Raw genomic sequence first — 12,770 nt, forward strand, 5'->3', positions numbered from 1 at the left:
CCATGACCACGCTCCCGAGCTCCGCCACCGTCTTGATCCCACCGGCAGTGATCCCACCGGCAATAGGCCACGATGCACCGGATCCGCAGGTGCTCACTCCAGAGCTCCTCAGGGCATGGGCCTGGCACAAGCAGGGCCTCGATGGCACACTGCTGGGCGCGGACGCCGCCGACGTGTTTGGCAGGGCCGGCTGGGCCCGTTCCGTCGGCGGAGCCAATCCCTACCTCACGCTCTTTGCCCGCGCCGGCACCAGCCGCGCGCAGGCGGATGCCGACGTCCTGTCGCTGAAAATCCATGAGCTGCCCACCGCCCGAGGCTGCACCTATGTGCTGGGACGGGATGACTTCGCGTGGGGCCTCCAGATCGGCCGGGACGCCGCCGTGGCGCCGTTCCGTGTGCTGGCAAGAATGGGCGTTGAGCGCGGCGAGATCACGCTCCTGGAGGAGGAAATCCTCCACGCCCTGGCCGAGGCTGGCAACCCACTGGACCCCAAACAGCTCAAGGACCTGCTGGGCGATTCGGTCCGGAACCTCGGCGAGGAGGGCAAGAAGAAAGGCGCCGCCACCACGTTGCCAACGGCACTGGGCCTCCTCCAAGCGGAGGGCCGGATCCGGCGCATACCCGCCAACGGACGGCTGGATCAGCAGCGCTACGGCTACACACTGTGGGGTCTGCCGCGCACCGCCATGGACGGCGACGCCGCGCGCAGCCTCCTGTTGCAGCGCTACCTCGGCTGGACTGGCGGTGCCACGGTCAAGCAGTCGCAATGGTTTACCGGGTTCACCCTGGCACACACCAAGGCGGCGTTGGCCGCCACCGGCGCGGTGGAGATTCCCACCGCCAACGGCGAGGTGCTGTGGGTGCTGCCCGACGACGTCGGACGGCTTGCGTCGTTCGAGGCGCCGGCCGAGGAACAGATTCAGCTGCTGGCCGGCACTGACTCGTTGGTACTGCTCCGCAGGAACTCGGGGGATCTCTTTGCCGAGCAGGACAAAGGAAAGCAGGTCCTGGGGTCCACGTTGGCGTTGCAGGCTGATCTGCCGGACCACCCCATCTTCGACCGCGGCCGGATCATCGGACTGTGGCAATACGATCCCGGGAAATCACGGATTGCCTATTGGCTCTTTGACGGGGCCACACCCGCAGTATCCCGGCGCATCGCCGAGGTAGAGGCCTGGATCCGGGACGAACTGGGCGACTTCCGCTCGTTCAGCCTGGACTCGCCGGCCTCGCGCCAGGACAGGATCGACGCCCTGGATGCCGCCGGCTGAGCCGCGTGCAGGTCGGGTGAGAGAGGTGCAACCGGCCGGGACGTTTTCCGCCCACCCGGGCGGCACCCCGACGCCCTACAGCCTGCTGCGGTGCGCTGCGAAAAAGTCCCTGAGGACCGCTCCGCACTCCTTTTCCCGGACGCCGCCGTACACCTCAACCCAGTGGTTGAGCCGGCGCTCGCGGAGGACGTCGAACACCGAGCCCGCCGCTCCGGCCTTCTCATCCCAGGCGCCGAAAACCACGCGAGGAATCCTGGCCAGCACCACCGCGCCGGCGCACATGGCGCACGGTTCCAGGGTCACCACCAGTGTGCAGTCCGCCAGCCGCCAGCCATCCCCGGTGCCGCCGTCGAGCTTGGACAAGGCACGCAACCTGCCCGCAGCCTGGCGGATGGCCATCACCTCGGCGTGGGCGGTGGGGTCTCCCAACTCTTCCCGCTGGTTCCGTCCGGAACCCAGCACGGCGCCGTCGGGCCCTATCACCACTGCGCCGATGGGCACGTCATCAGTGGCCAGGGCGCGCCGGGCTTCGTCGAGGGCAAGACCCATCCATTCGAGGTGGTTCTTTCCTACAGCGGCCATGGCTCAATGATAGTTTCGAGAGATATCCATCCTTGACACCCACCGACGCCAGGAGGAACTCGTGGACGGCGATACATTCAGGGGCCGTGTAGGCCAATGGTTCAAGCCGTATGCCGCCTTGTGGCTCACCATGCTGGTGGGTGGTGTGCTGGTGGTCATCTTGGCACTGCTGGGTGCTGAGGTCTACGACAACGTAGTGGATGACGCAGGATTGACCTCGTTGGACCTGCCCGCGCTGGAGCTGTCGCAGAGCCTGCGGAACCCGGCACTGGATGCCGGGGTAACCGCTTTTACTAACATCGGCGGGGGCATCGGCATGCCCATCCTGGCCAGCTTACTGACCGGCTGGCTGACGTTCCTGAGCCGGACCTGGCGGCCGATCATCCTGGTGGGCGGGGCCGCGGCTGTCTCCACAGTGGCAACCACGGTGGGCAAGCGCCTGGTTGGCCGTACCCGCCCGGACCACTCCGAAGCGGTCCCGCCTTACGAGACTTCACCGTCCTTTCCCAGCGGCCACACCCTCAACACGACGGTGGTGATCGGTGTCGTGCTGTACGTCATGTGCCTCCAGTTCGAAATGCTGTGGGCGCGCATCACGGCCATCAGCGCCGGGGTGATTTTCATCATCGCCATGGGCCTGAGCAGGGTGTTTCTGGGCCACCACTGGCTGACGGATGTGATGGCCGGCTGGTTCCTGGGCCTTGCCTGGGTGGGCATCGTGATCCTGGCGCACCGGCTGTTCCACGTGCTGCGGAAACGCGAGCACGCGGGCCCGGCACCGACGTTCGAACACCCCGTCCTGCGGGATGATCCGTCGAGCTGATTCCCGGCCGGAGGCTGCCCGCGTGGGTGATAGTTTTGACGCATGCGCACTCTCGTTGTGGACCACCCGCTGGTCGCCCATAAGCTCACCGTCCTGCGGGACAAGAACACTCCGTCGCCGGTCTTCCGGCAGCTGACGGAAGAGCTGGTGACCCTCCTGGCCTACGAAGCCACCCGCGAGGTCCGCACCCAGCCGGTCACAATTGAGACGCCCGTCAGCACCACCGTGGGCACCGCTTTCACCAAGCCCACGCCGCTGGTGGTTCCCATCCTGCGCGCCGGGCTCGGCATGCTCGAGGGCATGACCAAACTGGTCCCCACCGCTGAGGTGGGTTTCCTGGGCATGGCCCGCGACGAGGAAACTCTGGACATCATCACCTACGCGGAGCGGCTCCCGGAAGACCTGACGGACCGGCAGATCTTTGTGCTGGATCCCATGCTTGCCACCGGCGGAACCCTGCGCGAAGCCATCAAGTTCCTGTTTAAGCGTGGCGCCTCAGACGTCACGTGCATCTGCCTCCTGGCCGCGCCGGAAGGCCTGGCCAAGCTCGAAGAGGAGCTTGCCGAAGCGAACGTTACTATCGTGCTGGCGTCCATCGACGAACGGCTCGACGAGAAGTCCTACATTGTTCCGGGGCTCGGCGACGCCGGCGACCGCCTGTACGGCATTGCCGGCTTACATCCCGGGCCGTGACGCCTAAGCCCGTGGCGTGTAAGGCAAAATAGGCAGCATGAACATCCCCACACCTGCCGCCACACGAACACCTGCCGCCACGCGAACGCTGACCTGTCGTGCCGTCCTTTTCGATATGGACGGCACGCTGGTGGACTCCACGGCAGTGGTAGAAGAGGTATGGGGAGAATTCGCAGCCCGGTACGGTCTGGACATCGCCGAAATCCTGCGCACTTCGCACGGCATCCAGGCCGCGGATACGATGCGCCGGTTCGCACCGGCCGGAGCCGACGTTGTGGCGCTCACTGCCGAACTCGGCGCCATGGAAAGGGTGCGGACTTCCGGTATCGTCGCGTTGCCTGGGGCTGCCGAGTTGCTTCGAAGCCTCCCGGCCGAGGCCGTGGCACTGGTGACCTCAGCGGACAGGACCCTTGCAGACATCCGCATGGACGCCGCGGGACTCGCCATGCCAGCCACGGTCGTGACGGCGGAACTGGTCACACGGGGCAAGCCGCACCCGGAAGGGTATGTGAAGGCAGCCGGGCTGCTGGGCGTGCAGCCGGCGGATGCCCTTGTGTTCGAGGATGCACCCGCCGGAATCGCGGCCGGTGTTGCTGCGGGGATCCGGACTGTGGCCGTGGGCCCCAACACGGGCGAATTGCCGGCAGGAGTGCTCCACATCCCGGACTACCGTGCAGTGACAGTCTCCGTGGAACCGGACGCTGCGGGCCGGCAGATCATTTCTTTCCGGCTTTGACGCCTGCCTTTAACGCCGGCCCGGGGGGACTCGAGTCGGCCTAGTACCAGTTGTGCGACAGGTGGAAATTCAGGGCGCCGCACGGTGACTGGTAGCGCTCCTGGATGTAGTTCAGGCCCCAGTTGATCTGCGTGCGGTAGTTGGTGAGGTAGTCCCCGCCGGCGCTCGCCATCTTCTCAGCGGGCAACGACTGGACGATGCCGTATGCGCCGCTGCTGGCGTTGGTGGCCGTGGTGGTCCAGTCGGATTCCTTGGTCCACAGCGTCTGCAGGCACTGCATCTGGTCAGCGGACCAGCCGTAGGTCGCCAGTTGTCCGGCGGCGTAGGCTTGGGCTCCTGCGGGGTCGTTGACGGCCACAACAGGTGCCGGGACAGGCTCGGGAGCCGGTGCCGGGGCGGGTGCGGGTTCGGCAGCCTGGGGCGCTACGTTGATCTCGGCCGGTGCAGCTTCCGGCTCGGCCGGGGTCTGGATCTGGGCTGCTTCGAAGCTCAGCGTCGACTGGGCGCTGGCTTCTTCGGCGGACTGGTCCGCGCTGGCTGCAAGCGACGCGGATTCGGAAGCGTGTGCTGCGGCGCTGACGCCGACCAGGAGGGCGCAGGCCGTCGCAAACACGGCGACGCGCTGGCCCACGGAGGGAATCCGGGCCGCCTTGGACAGTGGGGACATAGCTGCACCGACGCGGGTCTGCTTGCGGTGGCTGCCGGACTTTGGGTCGCCCTGCGGGCGTGTTTCTACCTTGAATTCAGACATGATGGATCGCCTCTCACACCTGCGGAGTTAGCTGTCGGGTTCGGATGAGGGCATCCGGCCACACGGCACAATCACGTGTTGACTTAACCCCAAAGGGCTCTTGGTGCCCGGGACGGTGGGTCCCCCGCCTCTGCCTCTGAAAACGGAATCCGGGAAGCGGCAGAGCTTGGCGTCATCCGGATATGCGGCCCAATCGGGATCCGCACCTTTTCTACGGTACAGGAGCTGGACGCTTAAGTCTCATTTTGGTAACAGGAGTCACGACGATGGCGTGTCGCCTTGCGGCATTCGGGATTCGGCTGCGCGGGCCGCGGCACCGGCAGGAAAGTGTAGGGCGAACTCTGTCCGCCCGGCCCGCGATGTCACTGCCACGCTCCCGCCGTGGGCCTCCATGATGGACTGGACAATGGACAGGCCCAGGCCGCTGGTGCCCTCCGACGCCCCGGCGCCCGAGGCCGGTGCCGTGGCCTTGCGGGCCGCGTCTGCGCGGGCAAACCGGGAGAAAACGTGGTCCACGAACTCCGCAGGGATGCCGCCGCCGTCGTCCGTTACCGTCACCACCGCGGCGCCATCGTCAGACTTCGTGACAGCGGTGACCACTGTGGTTCCGGGTGGCGTGTGCTTGCGCGCATTGGAGAGCAGGTTGACCAGCACCTGACGCAGTTGGGAAGCATCACCGGTGACGGCGAGCGGTTCGTCAGGCAGTTCAAGGCGCCAGCGGTGGTCCGGAGCTATGACTTTCTCGTCACTGACGGTTTCGATCACGAGTTGAGTGAGATCAACTTCGCTGAGCTTAAGGGGCTGTCCCTCATCGAGACGGGCCAGCAGGAGCAGGTCCTCCACCAGGGTGGTCATGCGCTCGGACTGGCTCTGGACACGGGCCAGGGACTTCCGACCGTCCGGTGTGAAGTCCTCGGTCATCCGCATCAGCTCCGTGTATCCGCGGATGGCGGTAAGCGGCGTGCGCAGTTCGTGGGACGCGTCTGCAACGAACTGCCGCACTTTGGTCTCGCTCCGCTGCCGCGCCTCGAGGGCACTGGCCACGTTGTCCAGCATCAGGTTGAGGGCGTGCCCTACGCTGCCCACTTCGGTTCCGGGGTTGGAGTTCGACGCCGGGACGCGCACCGCGAGTGCCACCTCGCCCGCGTCCAGCGGGAGCCGGGCCACCCGGGTTGCCACCTCGGAAAGCTGCTCCAACGGCTTCATGGTGCGCCGGATGAGCACGGTTCCTGCCAGCCCGATCAGCGCCAGGCCGCCAAGGGAAACGAACACAAAAGTCCAGACCAGCGACGCCAGCGTGCTCTCCTTGGCAGCGAGCGGAAGTCCCGTGACCAGGACATCGCCGTAGCCGGTTTCCACGGCCACAATCCGGTAATCCCCGTGGGACAGCGAACGGTCCACAGGAAAGCCGTTCCGGGTCAGCGCCATTAGGGTTTGCTTGTCTTCCGCGTCGAGCGCCAGGCGTGTTGTGTCCGAGTTCAGGAAGCCGCCGCTGGGGATCTGGCTGTCCAGAATCCGTGCATTCAGCGTTCCCACGCTCTGCCCGCGGGCGTCGAGCGGGTCTGTCCGGCCGTTGAATCCGCCCAGGCCCGGACGGCCAGGACCGTTCGAAAGTTTGGCTGCCTGGCTCAGTTGTTCATCCAGCTGGCCGGTCAGAAAGGAGTCCATGGAAGCGTAACTGAACAGGCCCACGGCGCCGCAGATGGCAACCAGCAGCGCCATGGCCAAGAGGATCAGTCGCGTGCGCAGATGCCACGTGTCAGGTTTCAGCCAGCTCCGGGCCGGTGTTGGGGTTGCTCGCGGTGAGGACACGGCCTAGTCCGCCGGCTTGATGACGTATCCGGCGCCGCGCACAGTGTGGATCATGGGCGGATGTACGGCATCCACTTTCTTTCGCAGATATGAGATGTAGAGTTCCACGATGTTGGCCTGGCCGCCGAAGTCGTAGTTCCAGACGCGGTCAAGGATCTGGGCCTTGCTGATGACGCGTTTGGGGTTCTCCATGAGATACCGGAGCAGTTCGAACTGGGTGGCCGTGAGCTGGAGGTCATCGCCCGCACGGGTCACTTCGCGGGTGTCGATGTTGAGGACAAGATCGCCCACCACAAGTTCGGCTGTGTCCATCGCGGCAACGCCGGACCGTTGGACCAGGCGGTGCAGCCGCAGCAGGACCTCCTCCATGCTGAACGGCTTGGTCACGTAGTCGTCCCCGCCGGCCGCGAGGCCCAGGATCCTGTCCTGGACGGCGTCCTTGGCGGTCAGGAAAAGGGCAGGCACCTCTGGGGCGAAGGCGCGGATCCTGCCCAGCAGCTCAACGCCGTCGAAGCCCGGCAGCATCACGTCCAGCACCAGGACGTCCGGGCGGAACTCCTTGGCGAGCTTCACGGCCTCGGGGCCATCGGCGGCAACGGCAACAGACCAGCCGGCCATGCGCAGCCCCATGCTCATCAGTTCGGAGAGGCTGGGTTCGTCGTCAACCACCAGGGCACGGATGGGGGAGCCGTCCGGGTGGGTCAGCTGCGGGAGGTTGTTGGTCATGGAGTGCGAAGTGGCCATGGGACAACTCTCCGATCATTCGGTTAGCCCGCGCTATGGGGTTCCTGTGCGCACGCTGTGAATCCCAGCGTAGCGAGCTGAGTGATCAGGGATGGGTGCAGATAATGGGCGGGCCGGAGCCGTTTCCGCTGGACAGGCGGCAAAAGGCAGCAAGCAATTTCAGCAAGCCATGCCGCAGTGAATTTCAAGGGCTTAAAACCGCGAGTGGACGAAGATTGTTCGCCACGAGGGGCTATTTGCGCACCCTTGACGGACAACAACCGCCATTTTGTCGTCATATCAGAATGGTGATCCATGACACAAATCCGTATTCTGTCTCACTATGCGGAACAAAGCACCCATTGTTACTTGCAAGTTCTCATTGTTACGTTGCACACTTTGAGTTGTGAACAAGAACTCAACAGCACCTGCAGCCGCAGAATATTGGCCCAGCACATCCGCTGCTGCCGATATGCGCTGTTGTCGAATGCACGCCTGACCTTCAGACCCCACGAAGTTCCTAGGCATTCGCCCCCAAGCCCAGCGCCCCCAAGCCCAGCGTAGGGCGCCCTCCCCAGATCTCATTGCGGGGAAATTCAGCATTCGAGCCGCGATGACGGCCATTCACATTGAGGTAAGCATTCATGTCAGTTGCATCCGGATACGTCCATATCTCCGTCCGTAACGCAGGCAAGGCGGGCCAGGCCTCCGGCCTCCGCCAAGGCTTCGGCGCCCGGCCGGCGTTCGTCCCGGCAACCCCCGGCGCCAGCTTTCCTGCCCCCGGCTACGCACCGCAAGGCTACAATCCGAATTCCTACGGCCAGCTCCGCGCTGTCCAGCCTGCCGATGCCCCGCCGCTGACCGCGCCCACCCCGGTTATCGCTGGTCCAAACGCCGTGCGGCCCGTCGCCAACGACACCGTTGCCCGTGGATTTGTCCTCTACATGGGCATCGATGAGGAAACCGCAGCGGCTGCTGGAACCTCCATTGCCAAGCTTGCCCAGGAAATCCGCACTTACGCACAGTCACTCGTGACCGGCGCCGAAAGCTACGCGGCCGTTGCCGTGGCCCCGGCCGGCACCCCAGGTTCCGCGCTCGACGTCGTCCGGTCCACCTTTGGTGACCCCACCGTGAATGCACAGAAGCGCACCGAGACTGCCCGGCTTCAGCAGCCCCAGGACCCGCGTCCGTCCGGCGTCCTGATCGACCTTGCCCGCCGAGAAGTCCACCTTGACGGCGAGTCCCTGAATCTGACCTTCAAGGAATTCGAACTCCTGAACTACCTGGTGGAAAACGGCACCCGCACGGTTGGCCGCGATGAGCTGCTCGAGGGCCTGTGGCGCAACGCCGAGGAAGTCCCCAACGAGCGCACCATCGACGTCCACATCCGCCGGCTCCGCTCCAAGCTGGGCCGCCTCGCCAACACCGTCCGCACAGTCCGCGGCCAGGGCTACCGCTTCTACGAGCACCCCGAAGTGATTGTCTGGGCCGCTCCGGAATACTCGATCTAGTCCTTACTTCAGTACCGCGCTAAGGCGGCACGACCCCTCTGTGCCTGTTGTTCGAGGGCGGCGCCGTGGGTCCTGCGGGTCTAGGCTTGGGGGATGAGCGACCACCACATCAAACGCCTGGTGATCATGCGGCATGCCAAGGCCGACTGGCCCGGCGGCGTGGCGGATCATGAGCGGCCGCTGGAGGAGCGGGGCCACCGCGAGGCGCCCCTGGCCGGCAAGTGGCTGGTCAAGCACGGTATCCTCCCGGACTTCATCCTGTGTTCCAGCGCGCTTCGCACCCGCCAGACCTGCACCTGGGTGTGCTCCGAGCTGGGGGATAAGGCCCCGACGCCGAAACTTGAGGACGGCCTCTACGCCGCCTCTGCGCTGCGGATGCTCGCCGTGGTCAACCATGTGCCTGACACCGTGACCACGCTGATGCTCATCTCGCATATGCCTGGCGTCCAGGACCTCGCCATGCACCTGGCCGCACGCGACTCAAACCACGACGCCTACATGGACGCCGCCACACGCTACCCCACCAGCGCCCTCACGGTGCTGGAAACGGAAAAGTCCTGGGCCGAACTGGACGGGCAGGACGCCCGGCTGACCAAGTTCAAGGTCCCGCGAGGCCACTGATCGCAGGGGCCCCGGCAACAACACCGCTCGTCGCGGCGACCTCGCGCAGCAGTCCGGCGACGTGCTGGATGCCCGGGCTGGCCGCCATGGTCCGGCGGTACACGATGCCCACCTGCCTGACCTGCATGGGGTTGACCAGGGGCAGGCCGACGACGTCCGCAGGCAGCGCGGGCCGGCCGAGGCGGGGGACCAGCGCAACCACGGCCCCCTGCTCCACCAGGGCGATGTGGGTTGCAAAGTCAGGATCGTAGACCCGGATGTCCGGTACCCGGCCCCGATCAGCGAAGATCCGCAGCAGGGCCTCGTTGCAGATGGCGCCGTGCGGTGTGCTGATCCACCGTTCGTCCACGAGGTCGGCCGGTTCCACCTGGCTGCGTCCGGCCAGCGCATGGTCGCGATGCACCAGGACGTCCGCAACGTCCTCGCACAGCCAGTCGAGCGCCATGTGCTCCGGTATCACCAGCGGGACAGAGTTCCAGTTGTGGACCACACCCAGGTCCGCCTCCCCGTTGGCCACCCGCGCTACCGCTTCCCGCGGGTCCTCCGCCAGCACGCTGATGTCCAGGTCTGCTCCGGATGAAGCCAGCCGTCCCAGCAACGGCCCCACCAGGCCCCGGCAGGCGGTAGAGAAGGAAACAACCTTGAGGTGCCCTGTGGGTTTGGTCGGATCCGCCAAGAGGGTGGATTCCAGTTCCTCGAGCTCCGACAGGATGCGCCGGCCGTAGGCTGCCAGGGTGAGCCCGCGCTCGGTCAGCAGCACGCCGCGGCCGCGGCGCTCCAGGACGGGGAACCCTGTCTGCTTCTCCAGCTTCTTGATCTGCTGGGAGACGGCCGAAGGACTGAAGCCCATCACCTCCGACGCCGCTATGACCGAACCGTGGTGTTCAATCGCAGCCAATGCCCGGAGTGAACCGATTTCAATCATGAAGCAAACGTACATGGTTTGACGCAAAATTCAACGCTGGTGCTTCATCGGCTCTTCTGCGAGAGTGGGACCGTGAACCTCCGCCACTCCCTCCTTGCCGCCCTGGTCGCCGTCCTTTGGGGCCTGAACTTCGTGGCCATCGACTTAGGGCTTCATGCGAACGGAGGTGAGGTTCCCCCGCTGCTGTTTGTGGCCTTGCGGTTCCTCCTCGTGGTCTTCCCCTGGATTTTCTTCATCAGGAAGCCGGACGTCAGCTGGAAGGCGATCATCGGCGTCGGCGTCTTTATGAGCGCGGGCCAGTTCGGCCTCCTTTACCTGGCCATGGCGCTGGGCATGCCGGCAGGGCTAGCCTCCCTGGTCCTCCAGGCGCAGGTGCTGCTCACGGTACTCCTGGCTGCCGGGTTACTGCGCGAGCGGCCCAGCCGGAGCCAACTGGCCGGCGTCGTTCTTGGCGTTGCGGGCCTGGCCGTGGTGGCCGTCGGCCGCAGTGCCGTTGCCCCGTTGCTGCCGCTCATCATCGTCCTGGGAGCCGCGCTGTCCTGGGCTGCCGGGAACGTCATAGCGCGGCAGGCCAAGGCCGCCTCCGGGCTGGGGCTGGTGGTCTGGTCCGGCGCAGTAGTGCCCCTGCCGCTCGCCGGACTGTCGCTGCTGGTGGACGGCCCGGAGGCGGTGTTCAGCACCCTGGCAGACCTCCAGCCGGCCACGATCCTGAGTGCCCTGTACACGGCCATTTTCGCATCGCTGGTGGGGTACGGAATCTGGAACCGGCTCCTGGCCAGCTACCCGTCGTCGGCCGTGGTGCCTTTCACCCTGCTGGTTCCCGTGGTGGGCATGAGCGCTGCCTGGCTGGCGCTGGGGGAGGTCCCGACGCCGGCTGAACCGGCTGGCGGGCTGCTCCTCCTGGAGGAGTGGCGACGGCGGTAGTCGCTGGCCGAGGCCGGCGCGGTCTGCGGCTGGGTCAGCGGCGGGGCGCCGGTTTGGCGCCCGTCTTGGTGCCCGGTTTGGGTGTCGGCTTGCGGACCGGGGAAGCGGACGGCGACGGCCGCTTGGCTGCCGTGTCAGGCATCCGGGCGGGTGGGCGGAGCCCTGACGCGCGCTGAGCTGTGGCCGCACCCCGTGGTGCCGCGCCACGGGTGGCCGCGGTCCGTGTGGCGGTGCCCCCGGCTGCCGGGCGCCGCCCAGCAGGCCGGCCTGCGCCGGACGCGGGCCGCCGCTTGGCCGGTGGGGGCTTCCGTTTGGCAGTCCCCGGACGCCTTCCCGCGGGCCAGGCAGTGCCAAGGAAGAGGACCACTAGGGTGGCAACTGCTGAGGCCGCACCCCAGTAGAAATAGTTGTCCGGATCCCCGGTGGGGAGCGGTGTGCCGAAGAACGATGATTGCTCGGCGAAGGCCAGTTCCCAGGTGCTGACGAAGGCCAGGGAGAAGGCAATGGTGAAGCTGGAACCCGCAGCGGTGGCCACCAACACAAAGCGGCGCCCGCGGGCCAGGACCTCCGCTATGGCCGCCACGTAGGCCAGCGCAACCAGGCCCAGGAACGTGACCATCACGGTTTCTTCCAGGGTGATGGCGGTGAGCACCAGCATGCCCAAGGCGGCGACAGCCGCGATCACTGCGAATTTCCCGCTGTTACCCATGTGGCGCATGTGTTCAATCATCCTGCTACTTCACGACATAGCCGCGCATGATTGCCATGATTGCTGCAACGCTTTGGTCACGGGTACGTTCGGGGTTGTACGTCTGCCGGTCCAGCCCCACCACGAAGCAGGCGCCAAAGATCGCTGTTTCCAGGCTGCCCCGCGAAATCGTTTCGTCCACAGGGTAGACGGCAGCCACGTTCTCTATGGCCGCGCCGATCACCGCCAGGAGCTCAGCCCGGAGCACCGCGAACGTGTCCCGCCATTCGCTGGGAGTCCGCCAGTTTTCGCTCACCCACAAACGGGCGAAGGACGGGTAATCGGCCATAAAATCCATGGCCTGCCCGATCATTGCCTCCATGGACGCCAGCGGATCGGAGCCGGGCTGCCCGGCCTCGCTGATCAGGCGTGCCTTCAGGATGTCCACACCGTGCCGCAGCAGCTGCGCGATCAGGTCCGACTTGCTGCCGAAGTTGTAGTAGACGGTGCCCTTGGAGACACCCGCCGCCGCGGCGATCTCGTCCACTGTGACGCCAGCTGCGCCACGCTGGCCAATGAGCTCCATGGATGCGTCGAAGAGCTTCTGCCGGGTGGCGTTGGTCCGGGCCGGGCGGCGTTTCTTCTCGGCCGGCCCATGCATGGCCGGATCGGGCCCGGCGGCGGGAACATGGTCTACAGGATCGTGCACG

General features: G+C 66.0%; 13 protein-coding genes, 1 pseudogene and 1 riboswitch. Of the genes and pseudogenes, 7 read left to right on the top strand and 7 right to left on the bottom strand.

The window, feature by feature from the left end:
* Positions 1-2 precede the first annotated feature (2 nt).
* Positions 3-1,271 carry a DNA glycosylase AlkZ-like family protein gene (locus FYJ92_RS03010; protein ID WP_185262545.1) on the top strand — a complete coding sequence of 423 codons (1,269 nt, stop codon included), beginning with the start codon at positions 3-5 and terminating at the stop codon, positions 1,269-1,271.
* A gap of 75 nt (positions 1,272-1,346) precedes the next feature.
* On the opposite strand, the gene tadA is transcribed toward FYJ92_RS03010, so the two are convergent.
* On the bottom strand, positions 1,347-1,853 hold the full coding sequence (gene tadA, locus FYJ92_RS03015) for a tRNA adenosine(34) deaminase TadA (protein ID WP_185262546.1): 507 nt from the start codon (positions 1,851-1,853) through the stop codon (positions 1,347-1,349).
* A 130-nt stretch (positions 1,854-1,983) separates the two neighbouring features.
* Here tadA and FYJ92_RS03020 point away from each other — a divergent pair, with 130 nt between their 5' ends.
* Genes FYJ92_RS03020 through FYJ92_RS03030 form a run of 3 tightly spaced genes read left to right on the top strand, consistent with a single transcriptional unit; the run spans position 1,984 to position 4,105 of the window.
* On the top strand, positions 1,984-2,676 hold the full coding sequence (locus tag FYJ92_RS03020) for a phosphatase PAP2 family protein (RefSeq protein ID WP_185263643.1): 693 nt from the start codon (positions 1,984-1,986) through the stop codon (positions 2,674-2,676).
* Positions 2,677-2,718: 42 nt separating this feature from the next.
* Positions 2,719-3,369 (top strand): uracil phosphoribosyltransferase, encoded by a 651-nt coding sequence (upp, locus tag FYJ92_RS03025; RefSeq protein ID WP_185262547.1) that lies wholly within the window; start codon positions 2,719-2,721, stop codon positions 3,367-3,369.
* A gap of 37 nt (positions 3,370-3,406) precedes the next feature.
* Positions 3,407-4,105: an HAD-IA family hydrolase gene (locus tag FYJ92_RS03030; RefSeq protein ID WP_185262548.1), complete on the top strand. Its 699-nt coding sequence runs from the start codon at positions 3,407-3,409 to the stop codon at positions 4,103-4,105.
* 40 nt (positions 4,106-4,145) lie between these two features.
* Here FYJ92_RS03030 and FYJ92_RS03035 read toward each other — a convergent pair whose 3' ends face one another.
* From FYJ92_RS03035 to FYJ92_RS03045, 3 genes are all read right to left on the bottom strand, one after another.
* Entirely contained in the window at positions 4,146-4,856 is a 711-nt protein-coding gene (locus FYJ92_RS03035) for a hypothetical protein (protein ID WP_185262549.1), read from the bottom strand.
* 5 nt (positions 4,857-4,861) lie between these two features.
* Positions 4,862-5,038: riboswitch (cyclic di-AMP (ydaO/yuaA leader) on the bottom strand.
* 76 nt (positions 5,039-5,114) lie between these two features.
* Positions 5,115-6,578 carry a HAMP domain-containing sensor histidine kinase gene (locus FYJ92_RS03040; protein WP_185262550.1) on the bottom strand — a complete coding sequence of 488 codons (1,464 nt, stop codon included), beginning with the start codon at positions 6,576-6,578 and terminating at the stop codon, positions 5,115-5,117.
* Between the two features lie 93 nt (positions 6,579-6,671).
* Complete coding sequence (locus FYJ92_RS03045) at positions 6,672-7,412, bottom strand: response regulator transcription factor (protein WP_185262551.1); 741 nt, start codon at positions 7,410-7,412, stop codon at positions 6,672-6,674.
* A 623-nt stretch (positions 7,413-8,035) separates the two neighbouring features.
* Here FYJ92_RS03045 and FYJ92_RS03050 point away from each other — a divergent pair.
* Both FYJ92_RS03050 and FYJ92_RS03055 read left to right on the top strand, forming a co-directional pair.
* Positions 8,036-8,902, top strand: a complete 867-nt coding sequence (locus tag FYJ92_RS03050) for a winged helix-turn-helix domain-containing protein (RefSeq protein ID WP_185262552.1) — start codon at positions 8,036-8,038, stop codon at positions 8,900-8,902.
* Between the two features lie 93 nt (positions 8,903-8,995).
* Complete coding sequence (locus FYJ92_RS03055) at positions 8,996-9,523, top strand: histidine phosphatase family protein (RefSeq protein ID WP_185262553.1); 528 nt, start codon at positions 8,996-8,998, stop codon at positions 9,521-9,523.
* Here the strand turns inward: FYJ92_RS03055 and FYJ92_RS03060 are convergent.
* Positions 9,501-10,448, bottom strand: coding sequence for a LysR family transcriptional regulator (locus FYJ92_RS03060; protein WP_185262554.1), 948 nt, complete (start codon positions 10,446-10,448; stop codon positions 9,501-9,503). The two genes, FYJ92_RS03055 and FYJ92_RS03060, sit on opposite strands and share 23 nt — an antisense overlap.
* A gap of 72 nt (positions 10,449-10,520) precedes the next feature.
* Between FYJ92_RS03060 and FYJ92_RS03065 the strand changes: the two are divergent.
* Positions 10,521-11,392 (top strand): annotated as a pseudogene (locus FYJ92_RS03065) (EamA family transporter); the annotation flags it as partial.
* 14 nt (positions 11,393-11,406) lie between these two features.
* On the opposite strand, the gene FYJ92_RS03070 reads toward FYJ92_RS03065, so the two are convergent.
* Both FYJ92_RS03070 and FYJ92_RS03075 read right to left on the bottom strand, forming a co-directional pair.
* Positions 11,407-12,102 (bottom strand): hypothetical protein, encoded by a 696-nt coding sequence (locus FYJ92_RS03070; protein WP_185262556.1) that lies wholly within the window; start codon positions 12,100-12,102, stop codon positions 11,407-11,409.
* Positions 12,103-12,106: 4 nt separating this feature from the next.
* Positions 12,107-12,721 carry a TetR/AcrR family transcriptional regulator gene (locus FYJ92_RS03075; protein WP_185263644.1) on the bottom strand — a complete coding sequence of 205 codons (615 nt, stop codon included), beginning with the start codon at positions 12,719-12,721 and terminating at the stop codon, positions 12,107-12,109.
* Positions 12,722-12,770 lie beyond the last annotated feature (49 nt).

The sequence above is a fragment of the Pseudarthrobacter sp. NBSH8 genome (genome assembly GCF_014217545.1).
Classification (GTDB): domain Bacteria; phylum Actinomycetota; class Actinomycetes; order Actinomycetales; family Micrococcaceae; genus Arthrobacter.